The organism is Anaeromassilibacillus sp. An250 (assembly GCF_002159845.1).
Taxonomy (GTDB): Bacteria; Bacillota; Clostridia; order Oscillospirales; family Acutalibacteraceae; genus Anaeromassilibacillus; species Anaeromassilibacillus stercoravium.
Window position 1 is genome coordinate 196,468 of the sequence record NZ_NFJK01000005.1, and the last position, 18,587, is coordinate 215,054.

At 56.4% G+C, this 18,587-nt stretch carries 22 protein-coding genes and 2 pseudogenes; 1 reads left to right on the plus strand and 23 read right to left on the minus strand.

What is annotated here, in order from left to right:
- From B5F54_RS06550 to B5F54_RS06570, 5 genes and pseudogenes are all read right to left on the minus strand, one after another.
- Positions 1-867 (minus strand): annotated as a pseudogene (locus tag B5F54_RS06550) (FAD:protein FMN transferase).
- Positions 868-962: 95 nt separating this feature from the next.
- Positions 963-1,163, minus strand: coding sequence for a hypothetical protein (locus B5F54_RS06555; RefSeq protein WP_021903912.1), 201 nt, complete (start codon positions 1,161-1,163; stop codon positions 963-965).
- Between the two features lie 350 nt (positions 1,164-1,513).
- A complete protein-coding gene (locus tag B5F54_RS06560) occupies positions 1,514-1,924 on the minus strand; it encodes an RNA polymerase sigma factor (protein WP_087232188.1) in 411 nt (136 codons plus the stop codon).
- A 485-nt stretch (positions 1,925-2,409) separates the two neighbouring features.
- The gene (locus B5F54_RS06565) at positions 2,410-2,997 is read right to left on the minus strand and encodes a nitroreductase family protein (RefSeq protein ID WP_087232190.1); all 588 of its coding nucleotides are present in this window, start codon (positions 2,995-2,997) and stop codon (positions 2,410-2,412) included.
- An 81-nt stretch (positions 2,998-3,078) separates the two neighbouring features.
- Entirely contained in the window at positions 3,079-3,669 is a 591-nt protein-coding gene (locus B5F54_RS06570) for a TetR/AcrR family transcriptional regulator (protein ID WP_087232193.1), read from the minus strand.
- Positions 3,670-3,852: 183 nt separating this feature from the next.
- On the opposite strand from B5F54_RS06570, the gene B5F54_RS06575 reads away from it, so the two are divergent.
- A complete protein-coding gene (locus tag B5F54_RS06575) occupies positions 3,853-4,212 on the plus strand; it encodes a transcriptional regulator (RefSeq protein WP_087232196.1) in 360 nt (119 codons plus the stop codon).
- Between the two features lie 191 nt (positions 4,213-4,403).
- Here B5F54_RS06575 and B5F54_RS06580 read toward each other — a convergent pair whose 3' ends face one another.
- From B5F54_RS06580 to B5F54_RS06655, 18 genes and pseudogenes are all read right to left on the minus strand, one after another.
- Positions 4,404-5,750 carry a relaxase/mobilization nuclease domain-containing protein gene (locus B5F54_RS06580; RefSeq protein ID WP_087232198.1) on the minus strand — a complete coding sequence of 449 codons (1,347 nt, stop codon included), beginning with the start codon at positions 5,748-5,750 and terminating at the stop codon, positions 4,404-4,406.
- Between the two features lie 147 nt (positions 5,751-5,897).
- On the minus strand, positions 5,898-6,188 hold the full coding sequence (locus B5F54_RS06585) for a CD1845 family protein (RefSeq protein WP_087232201.1): 291 nt from the start codon (positions 6,186-6,188) through the stop codon (positions 5,898-5,900).
- 157 nt (positions 6,189-6,345) lie between these two features.
- Positions 6,346-6,693, minus strand: a complete 348-nt coding sequence (locus B5F54_RS06590; protein WP_022512589.1) for a plasmid mobilization protein — start codon at positions 6,691-6,693, stop codon at positions 6,346-6,348.
- Positions 6,690-6,854, minus strand: coding sequence for a hypothetical protein (locus B5F54_RS17575; RefSeq protein WP_172749616.1), 165 nt, complete (start codon positions 6,852-6,854; stop codon positions 6,690-6,692). Before B5F54_RS17575 ends, B5F54_RS06590 begins: the two co-directional genes overlap by 4 nt.
- Before the next feature lie 10 nt (positions 6,855-6,864).
- Positions 6,865-7,626 carry a hypothetical protein gene (locus B5F54_RS06595; protein WP_087232204.1) on the minus strand — a complete coding sequence of 254 codons (762 nt, stop codon included), beginning with the start codon at positions 7,624-7,626 and terminating at the stop codon, positions 6,865-6,867.
- Positions 7,627-7,826: 200 nt separating this feature from the next.
- A complete protein-coding gene (locus B5F54_RS06600; protein WP_087232207.1) occupies positions 7,827-8,180 on the minus strand; it encodes a cysteine-rich VLP domain-containing protein in 354 nt (117 codons plus the stop codon).
- Positions 8,181-8,184: 4 nt separating this feature from the next.
- Entirely contained in the window at positions 8,185-8,361 is a 177-nt protein-coding gene (locus tag B5F54_RS17580; protein ID WP_164488694.1) for a hypothetical protein, read from the minus strand.
- Positions 8,358-9,143, minus strand: a complete 786-nt coding sequence (locus B5F54_RS06605; RefSeq protein WP_087232210.1) for a DUF4366 domain-containing protein — start codon at positions 9,141-9,143, stop codon at positions 8,358-8,360. Before B5F54_RS06605 ends, B5F54_RS17580 begins: the two co-directional genes overlap by 4 nt.
- A gap of 2 nt (positions 9,144-9,145) precedes the next feature.
- Positions 9,146-9,397: a DUF4315 family protein gene (locus B5F54_RS06610; RefSeq protein WP_087232213.1), complete on the minus strand. Its 252-nt coding sequence runs from the start codon at positions 9,395-9,397 to the stop codon at positions 9,146-9,148.
- 13 nt (positions 9,398-9,410) lie between these two features.
- The gene (locus B5F54_RS06615) at positions 9,411-11,162 is read right to left on the minus strand and encodes a C40 family peptidase (protein ID WP_087232216.1); all 1,752 of its coding nucleotides are present in this window, start codon (positions 11,160-11,162) and stop codon (positions 9,411-9,413) included.
- Positions 11,143-13,512, minus strand: coding sequence for a VirB4-like conjugal transfer ATPase, CD1110 family (locus B5F54_RS06620; protein ID WP_442856109.1), 2,370 nt, complete (start codon positions 13,510-13,512; stop codon positions 11,143-11,145). The genes B5F54_RS06615 and B5F54_RS06620 overlap by 20 nt, the downstream gene beginning before the upstream one ends.
- Positions 13,460-13,855, minus strand: a complete 396-nt coding sequence (locus B5F54_RS06625; protein WP_087232295.1) for a PrgI family protein — start codon at positions 13,853-13,855, stop codon at positions 13,460-13,462. Before B5F54_RS06625 ends, B5F54_RS06620 begins: the two co-directional genes overlap by 53 nt.
- Before the next feature lie 5 nt (positions 13,856-13,860).
- Positions 13,861-14,421 carry an MT-A70 family methyltransferase gene (locus B5F54_RS06630; protein ID WP_442856110.1) on the minus strand — a complete coding sequence of 187 codons (561 nt, stop codon included), beginning with the start codon at positions 14,419-14,421 and terminating at the stop codon, positions 13,861-13,863.
- A gap of 17 nt (positions 14,422-14,438) precedes the next feature.
- Positions 14,439-15,233 (minus strand): DNA-methyltransferase, encoded by a 795-nt coding sequence (locus B5F54_RS06635; protein ID WP_087232222.1) that lies wholly within the window; start codon positions 15,231-15,233, stop codon positions 14,439-14,441.
- Positions 15,223-15,789 carry a septation protein SpoVG family protein gene (locus B5F54_RS06640; RefSeq protein ID WP_087232226.1) on the minus strand — a complete coding sequence of 189 codons (567 nt, stop codon included), beginning with the start codon at positions 15,787-15,789 and terminating at the stop codon, positions 15,223-15,225. The genes B5F54_RS06635 and B5F54_RS06640 overlap by 11 nt, the downstream gene beginning before the upstream one ends.
- Before the next feature lie 14 nt (positions 15,790-15,803).
- Positions 15,804-16,670: a VirB6/TrbL-like conjugal transfer protein, CD1112 family gene (locus B5F54_RS06645; protein ID WP_055152387.1), complete on the minus strand. Its 867-nt coding sequence runs from the start codon at positions 16,668-16,670 to the stop codon at positions 15,804-15,806.
- Between the two features lie 11 nt (positions 16,671-16,681).
- Positions 16,682-16,762 (minus strand): annotated as a pseudogene (locus tag B5F54_RS06650) (Maff2 family mobile element protein); the annotation flags it as partial.
- Positions 16,763-16,924: 162 nt separating this feature from the next.
- Positions 16,925-18,583, minus strand: a complete 1,659-nt coding sequence (locus B5F54_RS06655; protein WP_087232229.1) for a recombinase family protein — start codon at positions 18,581-18,583, stop codon at positions 16,925-16,927.
- Positions 18,584-18,587 lie beyond the last annotated feature (4 nt).

Here is an 18,587-nt window from a genome sequence, read left to right on the forward strand (position 1 = left end):
TCATGATACCAATACCTGAACAGGTTCTTTTCGTCCATCGCTCAAAGTAAATTTGTCTGCGATCCCCTCCGTCAAAAGAATCTCGTTTTCATCGGTGACCAGCAGCATATCAAACCCGCCATTTTCTCGCCAATAAGCTTCCGCTTGTTCCGTCCCCATAACAAACAGAGCTGTAGAGAGCGCATCGCACAGCCTGCCCTCTTCTCCAATAATGGTAACAGCCTGCAAACCACTGTTTGCAGGCTAACCAGTAGATGGATCGAGAATGTGCCAGTAAATATTCCCGTCCTTATCTTCAAAATAGTTTTCATAGCCACCGGATGTTACCACTGCTGCATCACTGATTTCTAACACGCCCAAGTTGTCTTCCCCCCAAGGGGCACGAATGCCGATGCGCCAGTCGCTGCCATCAGGCCGGGAGCCAACCGCCTGGATATTCCCGCCAAGATTAATAAGCGCAGACTGAACCCCATGTGTTTGAAGCACTTCTGCCACTAAGTCCGCAGTATAGCCTTTTCCTACTGCTCCCAAATCCAACTGCATCCCTTTCGGCATTGTCAAGGTTGTTCCGTCCAGTTGAACTTCGCTATAGTCCACTCGCTCCAGCAAGGCGTCAATCTGCTCTTGAGAGGGAACCTGTTTGCTATCTGTAGTAAATCCCCATGCCGATAAAACGGGATAGATGGTTGGATCCAATGCGCTCTTTGTTTTTTCTGCCATATCCAGCGCAAAAGAAATTACGCTTGTCCTGTTCCTGCGGGGAAAAAACGGGGGTGAGATTTTTGACGGTGATCGTGCGATCTCCGAGTACAGCAGTTTTGACTTCACTTTCATATTTGACCTGTGCCTGCATAAAATCCCTCCCATACAATCAAAGAATGTCTTGAAACATGGCAAAGGCCAGCACCGCGAAAGTGCTGGCCTTTGGCCGGATATGTACCTCTGGACAAAGTGTCCGGAAGTTAGTAGGGGCTTCGCTCGTAGTAAGCCTCGGCCTCCTGCAAAGTGGTATAGTCGAATACCTCGTAAAGCTCGACCATCACCTGTTCAATGTCGGACGGCTTAAAGCCGCACCGCTCCATCGCGGCGATGACGTACCCCCGGCAGGCATCGTTGCTCCACGGCTGGGAAAGCAAGGCCGCCAGTTCTGGATCATAGTTCATAGAGCGTTCCCCCTCTTTTTTGATAAATTAGGGAGTGCCGCGCCCGTTTCCTTGACCTGTCCAAAGACAACCATACTCGGCGCGGCATCCCCGCACAACGGGGAACGGCGGCCCGGAGGGACAGGCGGCCAGCCTGTCCAATGGCGGATCGTGGCCGTGGGTTGGCCCGGCCCACCTGCGGCGCTGGTGTTTATCGCTCGTTCTCCGTGGAGAGAAGTCACCGCGCACCCGCCGCCCGGCTCCCCGCGCTATGCTCAGGGCCGCCGCCGTTCCGTTGCGGAGAGGTTATATTTCCCTCTCTAATAACCAAGACATTTTTGCATCAATTCCAAGTGGGGAAACAGCAAAAATCAAAAAGTTTTTTTCATGCGTTCCAGGCCCCGCTTGATAGACTGGCGGACGGACTCCTCATGCACACCCTCGGCCTCGGCAATCTCTTTGATGCTTTTGCCAAGAATGATATGAGCATCGATCCGGCGGCCCTGGATCTCCGGCAGGGAGTTGAGGGCGTTCCACAGACGGATGAACCGCTCCTTGAGCTCCAGAACTTCCTGGGGCGTGGGCTCATGCAGGCAGGCGGAGTATTCGATCCCGTCCTCGCAGTCCAGAGAATACTGCGCTTTGTGCCGGGTGAGCCGCCGCTGGTAGGCCGCTTCATAGCGGACGCTGGCCCGGAGCGCCTCGGCCACTTCCTCGGAAACCTCGATAAATTGATCCTGGATGTACCAATAATAAAAATCTTTCAGATTGATGGTAGTCATTATAAACCTCCGTTTCGGTGTTGGGTGAACGAGTGACCGAAACGGGGGCTGGCGGAGAGCGGCACCCAGGGGAGCCGCCCCGCACCTCTGGACAAAGTGTCCAGAAGTGGGACAAACAAAATGCGCCTGCGCGACACGAGGCCACGCAAGCGCACGAAATGACAAATTCATTTATGTACTGCCAGATTGCACATCCACCGCCGGACTGATCCTGTTCGGGGGACGAGCTTTTTTTGACAGGTTAGGGGGATGGAAAAAGAAATAGGACACGGCGATACCTCCCGGACACCGCCGTATCCTTAAAAAAGGGCGACTTTAACACACCCCCCGAAATCTCTTTTTTTGAAAAGAAAACGGCGGCTTGAAATTTGATATTTCAAAACCGCCGCAAGGCTACTGTATTTTGTTTTGGCGCGTGATGATCCAGCCGCCGAAACAACGGTTTTTTTTGTTTCGGTAGCACTGAGTTCTTAAATTTCTATGTATTATTTAAGATAGAATACTACATCTTTAAATGCATTCCTCGGTCTCTTTGCAGGATGCTCATCAGGATACCCCAACGCTACTGCGGCCAACAATTCACCATATTCTTTATGGTATTTGGACAATTTATCATAAGCAAAATATATATCACATATCCACAAAGAGCCTATACCAAGAGAAGTGGCTTCTAATAATATGTTTTGTATGGCGGCCCCGACAGACTGAATGTCAGCGCGTTCATATATCTTATTTTCAATACTCAAATCCTCATATAAAGATTTACCTTGCGGATTATAAATTAGCAGTAACACAGGTGCTTGATCTATTATTTGGGCCGTATGATTTGCCGCCGCAAGATATTTTGAACTATTAGGAAGTAATTGCCTACTCCTTTCTTCCTGTATTCCTTGTTTCATTATTTCGGAGAATTGCTTTTTTGCATTACCTTCTAAAACGACAAATTTCCAAGGTTGTCTATTCTTTGCTGATGGCGCATCAATACCAGCTTTAAGAATATTATCTATGATTTCCCTTTCTATTTTTTGGGAACGAAATTTTCGTATACTTCTTCTGTTTTCTATTTCTTTCATTCTATTCTCCATTCTGCCGCCTTTGATTACCAGCATAAATTTTAATGCAAATCTGCTTTTTTCGTACTACTCTTCCTTCCGCTATAAAATTTTACCCGTCAGGATCAAATTTTTCATTATTTGAATTTGTTTTTCCAAAATTGCATTTGACAGATGAGCGGAAAGCATTATCTCTTCAAGTCCTATAAACCAAAATACTACTAACTCTACTAATTCATTAGTCAGTTCATAAGGTAAAATACCATGTTCTTTTCCAAAAAATACAATTTCCATAATGGGTTGCTTTAAGCCGTTAACTGCAATTTCAAAAAACTCTTTGTCCTGATCATCTTTATGAGCGGCAAAAAATTCAATCATTGCTAATTTTAGGCTATCATCAATATTCAAAAGGTTATATTTTAAATCTTCAAAGTATTGATCAATGGCTTTAAAAAAATCTTTAGTGCTATTCAAGTCATAAGTCACTTTTTCTGCGTGTGATTTATGATATTGCTTGATAACTTCTGTAAATATCTCATCTACGGAACTAAAGTATAGATAGATACCTCCACGGCTAATATTGCATTCGTCAATTATGTCTTTCATAGTTACATTTGAAAAACCCTTAGTTCTAAAAACTTGTTCTGCACATTTTAATATTAGATTTCTTTTTTCTTTTGATCTTTCCGACATAGGTACACCTCCACAAATGACACTTGTGTCATTTATATTTTATGACACTCATGTCATTTTGTCAATGATCGCCTTCCGAACGTCATTCATGTAATTTATAGTGAAATTAAACAGTCAGAAATATGAAATATACAATCGTTCAAATAATAATACCTGAAATGTAAAATTACATTAGGTGATATTATGAAGATTGAGAGAGATGAACGACGATTTGATTTTCACGATATAGGACTCGCTATCAAGCGGGCGCGGGAGGACAGCGGGATGACGCAGGAGCAACTGGCCTATATTGTTGACCGGGCTCCGCGTACCATCATGTATAACGAGAATGACGGCCAGCACCCCAGCCTCAACACCTTTTATCAAATGGTGACAATGTTCGATATATCGGTAGATCAATATTTCTATCCGTCCAAGAATAAAGGGAGCGAGTGCAGAAAGCGGATTGATGCCATGCTCAACGCCCTGGACGAAAAAGAACTAAAAATTGTAGAAGCCACAATCCAAGCGATGAAAGCGGCTAAGGAAACGGAGGATGCGTAAGAAAAGCGTGTACCTCCGTTTTTTCGCGCCATTTTCGGGGGGTGCACAAAACGGCAAGCAATTCGGGTGTGGTCACACTCCGAAATTTTCACAGGCCGCAGGCCCGTGAAAATGCTTGTTGGGGAGCTCCCCAAACCCGCCGGACTTCTGGACAAAGTGTCCAGAAGTCCTTGGTTGTCTGCGGCCCGGAGCTATCGCTCCTGGGCCTTATTTTCCCGCCCGTCCGCATGACCGAACAGGTGATCGATATTCGCCTTGACCGCCACGGCCTGCCGCATATCCGCCTGGGCCTTACGGTATTCCGAATAGAGGGCCTTTCTCTTTTCGGAGAGCTCCCGGCGCTCCTTTTTCAGCGCGTCCATTTTCGGGAGCTTCGCCCCGCCCAAAAGATCGCTCATAGTAGCTTTGGCCGCCCGGTAGTCAGCCAGCTCCGCCTCGTGCTGGGCCAGGTACTTTTTAGAATACCGGGCCGCCTTGTAGCCGTCGAACACAGGCCGCGTCTTTGCATACTGTACCACCGCGCCCATGAGCTCAGAAGTTTTAGAGAGGGCCGCCTCTGTGTCCCGCAGCTCCCCGGCCAGCTTGTGGGCGCGATCCACCGCCGCCTCGGTGCTGGCGGCCAGCGCGTCATAATCCATCAGATCGTGTTCCCGGAGATATTGGAGCGCGGCGGCCATCTGTTTGAGGTTGTAAACTTTGGCCCACCGCTCATAGCCGGGCCCCTTGCCCTGGGCCATGCGCTCCCTAATGTCGATAATCAGATTGACCCGCCGGGGCGGAGCCGGGCCGTCTTTTGGGAGCTCCGGGATGGGACGCTCCCCGGCAATTACCGCCCGGATGTCATCCGGATCGAAACCGGGGCCCAGGGTTGATGCCCGCAGGCGGGTGTACTTATCCTGCCCAGGGGCCAGGAACGAGATCGCGCCGCCCCGCCCATGCTTCACTTGAAAGCCGGACTCCTCCATAAGCCGCAGGAACGCCGGGAAGTCAGCGGGCCGTTGCCCCAGGGCCTCCACGATGGCCAGCCGCACCCTCTGTTGTGCGGTGGGCGGCTTTTCTCCAATCCACTGGCCATAATGGAGAAAGCGGCCCTTGCTGTGCTGTTTCGGATTTTGGATAACAGACAGCTCATGCTCAATGCACACCCGGTCAGAGAGCCGCCGCACCGCAAAGCTGGAGCCGATGAAGTTATGAAACTTCCGGGAGCAGTCCTGGGCCGTGGAGTTGTAATAAATGTGATTATGAATGTGGCCCTTGTCGATGTGGGTACAAACGAAAAACTGGTACTTGCCCTTTGTCCAGCGCATGGCCGTTTCATAGCCGATTTTGTTGGCCTCCTCCGGCGTGACCTCACCGGGAGGAAACGCCTGCCGGATCTGAAAGAACAGGGCCCCGCGCTCTACGGCCCGGCCCGTTTCCGCCTGGTACTGGCTTTTCGTCAGAAGAAACTCAGCGGGGGCGGATGCCGGATCGCAGAGGTAGGCAGACACGACCCCCAGCTTTTTCGGATTGAGCCCGTAGGCAAACCGATCCTCCATCGTCTGGACAGCCGTTTTTCCTGCCGCCACCTTGTAGGGCCGGATGTAAGTTGTAGCGATAGCCGCACCTCCTTTCCCAGCAGAAAAAGCGGGCGGCGGTCTGTTTCACCCGCCGCCCGGCACCTCTGGACACTTTGTCCATAAGTATCAGCTTGCCATAAAGTCCATCGCCGCATACTTCACTCCATGCAGGCGCTCCACCAGCCAGCCGCCCAGGGCCGGGAGTCCAAAGGGGGAAACCAGGAACGCCAGCACAAACATGGCGATGCAGCCTACTGTCTGCCCGGCCAGCAGGCAGAGGATTGCCAGCAGGGACAGGCCCACACAAGCCACAATGCACACCGCCCCCGCCATGCAGGACAGGAATGTAAGCACCGCCACAATGAGGATCAGGGCCAGGACAAAGGGAGCCGCGATGATTTTTAAGATTGTCCGCATCGTTCATACCTCCTACAAAAGTTCGCTATTTGCCTCTATATGTATATTATAACTCTGCGGGAGGGGGCCAACAAGGATGCCTCGGCTATCCCCACCTCTGGACAAAATGTCCAGAAGTCGAGATAGCCGGGGAACGGCAGAGCCGCTCCCCGGCAGGTCAGAGCCGCACGATGGCGGAGAGCTTTTCCAGCAGATCGGAAAGGGGCCGCCACAGCTTTTCATAGTCCCGCTGGAGGGCTGTGATCTCCTCCGGGTAAATGCCGCCGTAGGTGTTCGCCTGGATCGCCACCTGGTTTAGATTGTTGGAGCACCGCCGCTGGAGCGACACCAGCTCCTGGACAGGCGACAGGTCAACATGGAGCACATACCCATTGAGGGCCATTTTCCGCATATAGGCCCCCATATTGCGGATGCCCGCCTCGGCCATGCGCTCCCGGATCAGCGCCAGCTCCTCCTCGGACACCATCACATGGAGATGGATGGGGCGGCGACGTTTCTTTGTCACCGCTCCTCCCGTTCCAGACTCCGGCAGACGTGGGGCGGTTCCTTTACCTTATCCAGAGCCGTTTCCCGTTCCGAGGGCTGGGCGGGGATCGGCGTATTGAATACCCCGGAGAGCCGCAGGGCCTCCTGGTTGGCAAAATCCTGTTCACGCTTCTTTTCCATAACAGTCCTCCTATCTGTCGCCCCGGTCAGGGGCTTTCTTTTTGGGGCCGTCCGGGGCCCGGTGCTCCTGGGCCTCCCGCTGGGCCGCTTTCAGTTGCTCCGCAATCGGGGGCTGGCGTTTGGCCTCCTTATGGGCCCGCGCCGCCTCCTGGCGTTCAATGCTGCGGACGCGGACGGCCAGTTGCTCCGGGGTGATGTATTCTTTCACCACATAACTGCCGAAGTCCGTGTAAAACCACGTCAGCCGCTTTTGATCCGGGACGCGGTGAGCATCCTCCCATTTCCCCACCACCTGGGCCTGGGCGTCCATCTGCCGCCGAATATCCAGGTTATTGCGGGAGGGCCGGAGCTCATAGTCCTGCATTTCCCGTTCCGTTAGGGGATGGGCATAGGTGATGGCTCCCCACGCCTGGAACGCCTCACCCATCACTTGCTGGCGGGTAAAGTATAAATCCATGTGGACAGGGCGGTTAAAATAGCTGTTCGGGTAGGTGCCGATGTCGATAGGCCGCTGCGTGGAGTAGTACAGATAGGTTTCCTTGTCCGGGGCCTGCTCCACTTCCTGCACATGGTAGCGCCGCTGGTAGTCCTCGGCCCGATTGAGTAAGTCCCGTTCCGCCATATCCGGCTCATTCATGTAGTGGCCCCAAAAGTAATTCCGCTGGCCGTCCTGCTCATTAAACCGCCACGTCACATAGGGATTAGGGGCCCTGCTATTTTCCCCAAGGGCAAAACCGCACTGATTGTCAAACAGGATCGTGCGGCGGATCACATAGCCTTGATTTTCTTCCAGAATAACACCTCCTTAGATGCCCCGCCACCTCTGGACAAAGTGTCCAGAAGCGGCGGGGGTAGATGTGGAAAGCATTTGAGCAAAATAAGGGCAGGCCATAGAAAGATACGGCCCACCCCCAAAAGGGCCCCGGAAAGCCTTGATACAAGCGGGTTTTCCAGAGCCTAATTTTCCACACATCACCTCCGCTTTTTCCGCATATAGTCCCGCTTTTGCCGCCGCAGGGCAATCCGGGCACAGGACTCGGAGCAGTAGGCCATGCGCCCATCCGCAGGGACGGCCCCGCCACAGACCGGGCAAATCTTGAAATCCGGCCTGGGGCCCTCACTCAGCAGGGACACCTCCAGGGCCGGATCAAGGGGCAGGACAGCCTCCCGAAAGTAGCGGCAGTAAGCGCCCGTCCAGCATTTGCCGAACATATAGCACTCACAGTCCAGGGGCAGGCACCCATATTCCCGGTCATAGTTAGCGCACCATTTTGTTACCAGGGCGCGGATCGCCCGTTTTTCCTCGCGTGTCAGTTCACGGGCCAAGCCGTCACCTCCCGCCAGCCGGGGCCCGCATGAGCTCCCGGTAGCAGGACACACAGCCGATGCCCCGCCAGTAGGGACACCCGGAGCACCGGGAGCCCCTGGGCGGTTTCGCCGGGGCAGGAGCCTGGGGACGGGGCTTCTGCTTCATCATTTTTTCAAAGGGGCTGTCGGTAAACCTCATTTGTCAGCCTCCTCTCCGTCATCGTCCTCCTCATCCCAAGGCGGGCCGTCATCGTCCTCGTCCCCGTAGCCGTCCGGCCCGTCATAGTCATCCAGCTCCCCGCCGTAGTCCTCCTGGGGCTCAGCGGCTTTCTGCTGTTTCGGGCGCAGTACCTTGAAATAGAACGCCGCGCCGCCGCCCACTAAGGCCACGGCCAGCACTGCCAGGAGCATCCCCATGTTGCCGCCCGTTTCCGGCTCGGCCTCCTCCGGGGCGGGTTCCTCGGTTTCCGTGGGTTCCGGCTCCGGCTCAACGCCCGCGCACTTGTTCATATTGACCGAGCAAACGGCGCACTCCGTATTCACGGCACCCGCCACGCATTTTTCAGAGCAGGAGCAGACCGCCTGCTCCACCCCGGCGTCCTCGGCTGCGGCCAGCAGATCGGCCTCGTCTACCACGCTGAAGAAGTAGGTTTCATACTGCTCGCCCTCCTCGTCCACGGGCTTGTCGTAGTCAATGACGATGTAAAAGGTATTCCCGCCCGCCGTCTGCACCGTAATAAACTGCTTGTTGGTGTGCTCGTCATAGAGCAGATCGCGGGTCACAAGGTTGCCCTCCTCCGAGAAGCCCTCGCCCGGTTCGATGGTGGGCTCCGGCTCCGGGGCCTGGGTTTCCTCAGTCATGGTGGGATCGCCATAGTCCGCACCCTCGCCGCCATCCGCATAGGCATAGGCCGGGACGCTAAATCCGCATAAAAGAACGGCGGCACACAGCGCCGCCGCCATCACCCGAAAGCGTTTCATCTTCAATTTTCCTCCTTTCCGCCGTCCTCGGACTTCTGGACACTTTGTCCAGAAGTGCCATCCCGGAGCCGCTGGAGCACCAGGGGGAGCTCCTCCAGGGAAATGCTCATGCCCCGCACGATGTCCACGATCTCGCTGTTTTCGGCCTCCTGCTTGTTCTTTTCCAGCTCCTTGAGCCGGGCCTGCTGTTCGCTGATTTTGGCCTTGACCTTATCAATCTCGGCCTGGATTTTCTGGCTTTTGCTTACCGCCATAGATACCTCCTTGTCAGGGTAAACGCCCGTAGGCGTAAAAATGAGATTGCCAGTAACTTGTATTCAAGTTTGCATATTGGATGGGATCGCCACAGTGGATCATCATCCCGTCCCCCACATAGATGCCACAGTGGGACACGCCCGCCGTGTCATAGGTGCCGACAAAGAACACCAGATCGCCGGGCTTTGGATTGCTGGTAGGGGTACAGATGTTATAGAGCCCCTGAGCCCCCAGGCGGCCCACATTCCAGCCGGAGTGATTGATCACCCAAGACACGAAGCCGGAGCAATCAAAGGACGTAGCTGGGGAGCTCCCGCCCCACACATAGGGATAGCCCAGGTATTTCTCCGCCTCGGTGAGCATGGCCGCAAAGGTTTCATCGTCCAGATATTCCCCCGGCACGTCATATCCGGCGGGCGGGTTGGTAACGTATTTCCCCACATAGGCCGACTCCGGGAACAGGTCAGGCCGGTTCCCCAGGGTAGACATATAGAGGGAGTACCGGGACATCTGCTCCTCGTTCATCATTTCCAGGGGCAGATGGGACAGGTTGCGGTTTTCCAGCGTCACATAGCAGATGTAGTAATTATAGGGGACTTCCACATCGTAGGAGTTGCCCTCGCTGTCCGTCCGGCTTTCCGTCCGATAGCGCACCTCAACCACCACATCCTCGGTGAGAATGTACTGGCGGTCAAAGAGGGTTTCCAGCGTCCCCTGCACCTGTTCCAGCGTCCATGCCCCCTCATGGAGCACAGTTAGGATAGAGATCAGCACATAAGGATCGTGCTCAATGCTGTCCAAGTCGAAGTGGTACTCGTCATAGTCGTGGGTGCTTTCGTAGCTGTCCAGGTAGTCCTGGAGCTCCGCCTCCATACCGCAGTAGGCCGCCTCCGCCGCCAGCATTTCCTCATCCTGGGATGGGTAGGTAGTCGCGCCCACCGCGCCCGCCCCGGCGTTGCCAAGCGTCACCAGGGAGGACGAACAGGACTGCATCATAAAGAGCAAGAGCACACAGGCCAGGGCCAGCACCACCCCCACGGGATGCCGCTTCACAAAGCCTACCGCTTTTGCCCCGGCCTTTTCCGTGGCGGCGGCTGTCTTTTTTGCCGCGCCTGCCGCCCCGGTCTTGACCGCCTCCTGCGCCCGCTTCTGATACTGCTTTTTCAAGCGGTGCTTACGCCACATCCGGGAAACCGGGTTGCCGGACATCTCCGGGTGTTCCTGGGCGGCCATGCGGAAGTGATAGTCCGCCGTGGCCTTGACATATTTGGACTCAGCCCGCTGGACGGTCTTTGCCGGGTGTTCCCGGACTTTCCGCTTCACAAACCGGGAGCCATGCCGCAGGGCGGACTCGCCCACCAGCTCGGAGCGGTGAGCCCCCTCGATGCCCACGTTTTCCTGTTCATTCTCATAAATCTTCCCATGCACAAAGCCGTGAACAGTGCCGCCAGCGGCGCGGCCCACCCGCCGGATGGGGCCTGGCTTTTTCGGGGGCTTCTGTTTTGCCAGCTTGTCTTTGGCCGCCTCCAGCTTTTCCCCGCGCTTTTCCATGCGGAGCTTGGAAGCGGCGGCCTGTTCCTGCTTGCTTTTCTGCCGGAACTTTGACTTGTGGACACTTTGTCCAGAAGTCCCCTCTGTCCCAGCACCGCCTTGGGAGCCGCCCCCAGCGGCCCCGGAAGAAGCGCCGCCGGGATCGGCGGGCTCCTCCCAGGAGCTGGGGCGCTCCCTGGGCTCTTGTTCGGGTTTATTCGGTTTTCGCTTCATTCTTCAAGTCCTCCGGGCGCGTGGTCAGCAGGTTATAGATCTCCCCACGGGGGAACCGATCCACAAAGGGGATGGTCACATCGCCATAGAACAGCAGGCCCTCGCCGGAATTGGAATGGGTGATATAGGAGAGCTGATGCTCGGAAATACCGAGCTGTTTCGCCAAAATCGCCCGGTCACTTTGGGCCTGGGACAGCAGGATCATAAAGTCGGTGTTGTCCAGAATGGCCTCGATCTCCCGGCTGGCCAAAAGGTCTTTGACGTTCTGCGTTAAAGCTGAGGGTACGCAGCCCTTTTTGCGGAGCATCTTCCACACGGCCACAAAGTAGCTGGCGGTGAGCGCGTCCCGGAGCAGGATGTGGAACTCGTCAAAGTAGCACCAGGTAGAAACGCCGTTGTGAAAATTCACATTGACCGCCGAAGTTACAAAGTCGTTGGTAACGTGCATGGCGATCTTGCGGAGGTTTTCTCCCAGCCCTTTGAGGACGATGCAGACAATGTGCGCCGTCAGTTTTACGTTGGTCTGGTGATTGAACAGGTTAAGGGAGCCCGTACAGTAGAGCTCCAGGGCGGTTGCCACCCGGCGGGCCTCCGGCTCCGGCTGTTTCAGAAGTTCCTCGTACAAGTCCTGGAGCAAGGGCGGCTTGCCGTCCCCCAGACCCAGGGCCATGTCCCGGTAAATGAGCCGCACACAGCGGTCAATCACCGTCTTTTCGATAGGTTGCAGGCCGTCCTTGCCGCCCACTACCAGCTCGCAAAGGGACAACAAAAAATCCGCTTTCATGGAAAGCGGGCTTTCGTCATCGTCCAGATCAAGCTGGATGTCCATCGGATTGATATGGTTGGGGGAGCCGGGCGCAATCTCCACCACCTGGCCGCCCAGCCTACGCACCAGCGGGGCATATTCCCCCATCGGATCGACAATGATAATGCGGTCTTTGGGAATAGCCAGAAACACGTTGATGATCTCACGCTTTGCGGCGAAGCTCTTGCCGGAGCCCGTGGAGCCGAGATACAAGCCGTTGGCCGATTTCAGTTTTTTGCGGTCAGCCATAATGACGTTGTGGGAAAGAGCGTTCATGCCGTAGTAGAGGGACGGCCCGGCCATCCGCAGCTCCCTGGTCATAAAGGGAATGAAGATCGCCGTGGAGCTGGTAGTCATGCCCCGCTGGATCTCCACCTCGTTATAGCCCAGGGCCAGGGAAGAAACAAAGCCCTGCTCCTGTTGCCAGTCCAGCCGCTTCAAGGCGCAGTTGTATTTCTGCGCGATACCGCCCACCGTGAACACGTCATTCTCCAGCCGCTGGCGGGTGGGGGCAAGGTTTACCACCGTGAATGTGAGCAGGAACATCCGCTCGTTGCGGGACTGCAGGTCAGCCAGGAGCTCTGCCGCGTCTTTGGAAAACGTAATCAGGTCAGGGGGCAGGATGTCGGGATCATACCCGGCCCGCACCGCCTTGCGCTGTTCCTCCACCTTCATTTTTCCGATGTCGGAGAGCTTGCCCTTGATGGTCTTAATTGCCTTGAGCTGATCCACCGTCTGGATGTGCATGGTTACGGTCATTTCCGCATCCAGCTCCAGGATCTCCGCCAGGAGCTTGTCAGATAGCTCGGACGCCAAAATCTGCAAGTAGGACGCCGCGCCCCAGTATTGGCCGATGCGGAACGTCCGGGCCTGCCGGAAGTCGAAGCTGTCCGGCGCGATGTAGTCTTTTGTGCCAAGCCCGGTTTTAGGGATGTCCTGCCAGGAGAAGCGGAACGGCTCCCGGTTGCCCGGATGCATCTGGCCGTGGAGCAGGGCCAGCCGCGCCTGCCCGTCCATCGGGACGGAGGGAACGCCCAGCCGTTTGAGGTTTCCTGTCACATCGGCCTCAACCCGTTCCAGGCGGGGGCGGGCCTCCGCGATCCCCTCGGCGGGCAGGCCAAAGGTGATATATTTTGACCGCTCGATGCCGTTGTTGCTTTTGGCAATCTGGTTTTTCAGCATCCCCGTGAACTCCGCCCGGATGCTGTCATAGTCATCCTGGGCCGGGGGAATGTTTACCTTGTACTTGCTCCGGGAACGGGAGCGGCGGTTGATAAAGGAGAGCTGGAACGGCAGGGAGCTGTCAAAGTAGTTGAGGAACGAGCTCCACCCGCCAAAAATCGCCGTCTGATCCTCGGTGCTTGCTACGGAATAGTTGATGTCCTCATATTCCACCGTCTTTGTGTAGAGCCCGCCGGGGAGCTGGCACACGCCGTCCGGGTGCATCACCAGATAAGGGATGGTCTGCTGGGCGGACAAAACAGCTTTCCGGTTAGCGGCCTTTCCGGGGCCGCGCTTTGGGCTTTTTGCTTTCTGCAATCGCATCCTCCTTTCGCACAGCGCCCCGCTGGGTAAACGGGGCATAGATATTTTCCGTCTGGTAGGGCCTCACCCCAGGCCGCAGGAACTTAGCCCGCAGGACGTTCCGCACTACCTTTTCAAAGGGGAGCCCGTCTTTTTCATACATCGCCAGCAGGAACGCCGGGAGCGCCACCCCCATCATCAGGAACATGGCCCCGGTGTTGCCGATGGCGCTCCGGGCCAGCAGGTAGGACGGGATGCCCACCGCCGCCGCGATCCCGAAGCACACAAGCTGGCGTTTCGTCAGGTTAAAGGCAAGTTTGGTCTTGATTTTGGATAAGTCGTTGGGGACATTTACATAGGGAATTTCAATCACTCCTTTCTGTCCCCGGCCACCTCTGGACACTTTGTCCAGAAGTCCGGGAGGGTGCTTTCCACCTCGTTCCCCCACACGTCCCAGCCGGGCGGGGACTGTCTGGCAAACAGCTCCACCCTGGGCACATCGCCCATGAGGGCCACGATCTTTTCACGGGCCTCCTCCGGCTTGCGGCTGTGCTCCTGGATAGGGGAAATGATAAACTGGTGGACGTTTGCCGCCTGCCGTTTCGGGTGTCCCCGTGTTGCCAGCAGGCAGACCTCCGCGTTGCCCCGCGTCCAGAAGCCCAGGCCATAGAACCAGCCCTCGGACTTGCGGTTTTTCTTCAACCAGACGAAAGCAACGCTTTTGTAAGTGAAGCCCCACTCCTTAATCAGCCGCAGGGCCTCCGGGAGCTGCGGGAACGTAGCCCACAAAAAAAGCACGCTGTCCGGGGCCGCCAGATCTGCCACCGGGAGCGTGCATAACTCGTCAATCCCCATTGTGGGGTAGTGTTTTTCCGCCGCCCCCTGCAAGCCCTTTTGCGCGTACCGCCAGGGGGGATCGGCGTAGATCACAGAATATTTCCCGATAATTACACTCCTTTCTCCCCGGCCTCCACCGCCGCGCCCGCCACGCGGATGCGCTCACTGGCGGCGGCATAGTAGGCCGGGACGGTTTCAAAACAGATGAAGCGGCGGCCCGTGTTGAGGGCGGCCACCGCCGTTGTGCCGGAGCCCGCGCAGATGTCCGCCACCAGCTCGCCGGGCCGGGTATAGGTCTTGATGAAATACTCGCACAGGGCCACCGGCTTCTGCGTGGGGTGGACGGTGCGCTGGACGGTGGGGAACGTGAGCACATTCCCCGGAAAGCGCAGGCCATCCTCCGAGCCGCCCGTGGTACGGATGAATTTTCCATAGTTCGGGCTGTCCCCGTTGTTGGTCAGGCTCCGCTTGTAGGGCTTGCCCTGTTCAAACTGCGGATTGTAAAGGGGGAGCTTCTGATAGAACACCAGGATGTTCTCCGTCTTTTTCAGCGGGGCGCGGCGGGCATTGAGAAAGCCAGTTGAGCGGCTTTTGTACCACACCCACTCATAGCGGAGCATGGACAGGTTGGATGCCCCCAGCACCTTGTCATAGGGGCACTGCGCGAAGAACAGGATCGCGCCGTCCGGCTTGACCGCCCATTTCACCGCCTCCCACAGCTCCGGGAGCGGCAGGGGCACATCCCAAAAGTTCCGGGTTGTCCCATAGGGCGGATCGGTTAAGAGCATATCCACGGAATGACGGGGCAGGGAGCGCAGGCCCTCGATGCCATCCATGAGGAACAGCCCCTCCGTGAGTTCCAGGGACTTCTGGACACTTTGTCCAGAGGTGCCCTTATCGGTCATCCCTGGCCTCCTTGCCCTTTGCCGGGGCGGGCCGGGCGGCGTTTTCCTTTGCGGCCTCCTTTGCCGCATTTGCCATCTGCTCCCGGATCGGCTTCGGGCGCAGGGCCTCGGCGCGGGCAATCAGCTTTTCCACAGCCACGTTATAGCCGTCTGCCGCCGCCGCGCTCAGCCGCTCCTGCAAGGCCCGGTTTGTCACCCGCGCTGTGGAGCGGTAGCCTGTCCGGGTTGTGGGATCGGGCTTGCTGGGTTCCCCCAGGAAAATCCCGTTTTTCCCGTTGACTACCTTAAAATCGTCAATCACGATGCCGCCAATATTCACGCTGGCAAAGCCGATCAGCTTGCCCTGGGGCTCAATGGGCCGCACCGAAACTTCGATAGGCACCTCGGCGGCCTCCAGGTTCTTTTCCACCCGGAGCTGTACGGCCTCGTCAATAGAAATACCCTGGGCGTCCGCCAGCTCCTGGATGGGCGCTTCAAAAATCAGGCGGCGCATTTCCGCCATCGCCGCCTCGTCCATAACGGGGGCCCCTTGTGCCGCCGTCTGCATATTCGCCATAAAATCAAACCTCCTTAGTGCGCGCTAAAGATACTGCGCGCTATCGTCCCGGTTTTGAACAGCATGAAGCAGAGCAAAACCGTATAGCCCACGGTGCCCCAGATCGCCCCGATGGGATCTCCGCCAGTGGCAATTCCCTGGATCAGCACCGCATAGATTGCAACACACACCAGAATGAGCATCCCCTGGAAGCCCACGGCAAAGAGGGAGCGCAGATAGTTCTGCCCCATCTGTCCCACCTCCCGGTGAGAGATTGTCGCCATAGGGATCGGGGCCAAACTGGTGAGCAAATAGATTTCCAGCATCCTCCCATAGACCAGAACGAAAATGACGATGCCCAGCGCCCACATGGTAACGCCGATAATCGAGGACTGGAGCCATAGGCCAAGAAGCGGCCCTAAGTCCATCCCCTCCAGGGTGGTTTCCAGTTCCGTGATCATATCCGGCGTGATGTCCGTGGAGCCCTGGATTAGACCGCCCGCCTGGGCAATCACCGTCTGCGACACGTCAAAGACGGCCATCACAATGTCAAAGGTATTTGAGAGAATGAAGATGGCACAAGCCGTTTTGAACATCCATTTGTAGATATTCGCCACGTCAAACTCGTGCATATTGTTCTTTTCCAAAAGCATCTGAATGAGCTCATAGGTGGCAACAAAGGTCAGTACCAGCCCGGCAATCGGTAAAATCACCGTTTCGGAAAGCTGGCGGATGAGGGAAAATACCCCGGCGTTCCACGCCGCCGGGGTAGTCCCCACCTGTACCGCGATCTCTCCGACTTGGGTATTGACGTAATCAAAGAGCCCCTCCAGGTTCCCCATGATCCCGCCAATCAACAGCTCTTTAAGCCAGTCTGTGAGCCAGTCGGTGAGAAAATCCATAAGCCGCTACCTTAAAACAGGCCGGACAGCAGAGGGATCAGGGTGGTGCCCAGCAGGATGATGCCGCCGCCCGCCATGAGCTGTGTTATCCCCAATTAGTAGGAACTCGTCCATTTTCCCCTGATTTTTCAAGGGGTGCTGTTCCCCCTCAAATCAATGGGTTTATCCCTAATTAGGTGCAACACAGCCATCGGCGGGCGGCGGCGTGTCAAGAAATATCTATGGAATTGTCAGAACCGCCCGGCGGGGGCAGGTCAGGCCGTGACCTGCTCCACCTCCGGGATGGGCTTGAGATTGAAATGAATTTCGATGGAGATGTGCCTTGTCTTTTCGCTGTCGATGTGTTCATGGACAACGATCTCTTTAATCAGGCGGTTGAGGGTGGCGGCGTCCAGCTCCGTGATGTCGGCATACTCCTGGATCGCGTCCACCCATTGTTTGGCATCGCTCTCGATCCTCGCTTCATCGGACAGCTTCTTCCTTGCGTCCTCCACCCGCGCCTTGACCTCGGCCTGCTCCTTCTGCGTCTTTTCCAGCATGAGGTTGAAGTTGGCCTCGCTGATCCGCCCGGCCATCATGTCCTCGTACAGCCGCAGCATCATCTTTTCCAGCACGTCCATGCGCTCCGTGTCTTTGGCAAGGGCGCGTTCCAGCGCCTCCCGCTGGCCCTTCTGCTCGGCCTCGCAGGTGTCGGTCAGCTTCCCGGCCACGGCCTCCCCGTCCATCAGGGCGGCCCTGGCGCACTCCCGTATCTTGTTCAGCACAAGCCGGTACAGGGTGCTGTATTCCACCCGGTGCTGGGTACAGTGGTTCTTGCCGAAGGCCCCGTAGGTCTTGCAGGCGTAAATCTGCTGCGGGTGCTTGGCGTGGGTGGTGCGGATGGTCAGCGACTTGCCGCACTCGCCGCACTTGATAAGCCCGGCAAACAGGCTGGTTTCCCCATTCTGCCGGGGCCGCTGGCGGGATTGCAGCTTACTCTGCACAAGGTCAAAGCTCCTGCGGTCAATGATCGGCTCATGCCGCTGCTCCACCACGATCCAGTCCTGCGGCTTCTTCTCCCGGATGGTTCCCAGCTTGAAGCGGTAGTCCTTCTTCTGGGACGCGATGGCACCGGCATAGACGGGGTTCATCAGCAGGTCTTTGATAACCGAGAAGTCCCAGATAAACTTCCCGTTCTCCGGGTCTTTCTTCTCCCATTTGGTGCGGGTGTTCCGCAGGCCCCGCTGCCGGTTCCACCATGTGGGGCAGGGTATCCGCTGTTCCTCCAGCCTGCGCCGGATGTAGTTGGGGCCGTGGCCCTCCAGCGCCCACAGGAAGATTTGCCGGACAATGGGGGCCGTCTCCCCGTCCACCAGCAGGTGGTTTTTGTCCTCCGGGTCTTTCCGATACCCGAAGGGGGCAAGGCACCCGGTAAACTCCCCCTTCTGCGCTTTCAGCAGGTAAGAGGAATGTACCTTCTTGGAAATATCCTTGCTATACATCTCATTTAGGATATTTTTGAAGGGCGCGATGTCGTTGTTCTCCCGCAGGGTGTCGATCCCGTCGTTCATGGCGATATAGCGGACGCCGTGGCGGGGGAAGAAGTCCTCGATCAGCGTGCCGGTCTGCAAGTAGTTCCGGCCCAGCCGGGAGAGGTCTTTCGTGATAACAAGGTTGACTTGCTTGCGCTCGATGGCCTTTAACATCCGTTTCAGGTCGGGCCGCTCCATGTTCAGCCCCGTGTAGCCATCGTCCTGATAGACTGCCACAACCTCCCATCCCTGCTTTTCGCAGTAGTTTTCCAGCATGGCCCGCTGGTTGGCGATACTGGCGCTCTCCCCGTCCAGGTCGTCGTCCTTGGAAAGCCTGCAATAGATGGCCGCCCGGAAGCTGCCCGCAAGAAGCGCGTCCATACCTGTATATCCGTTCATCATAACC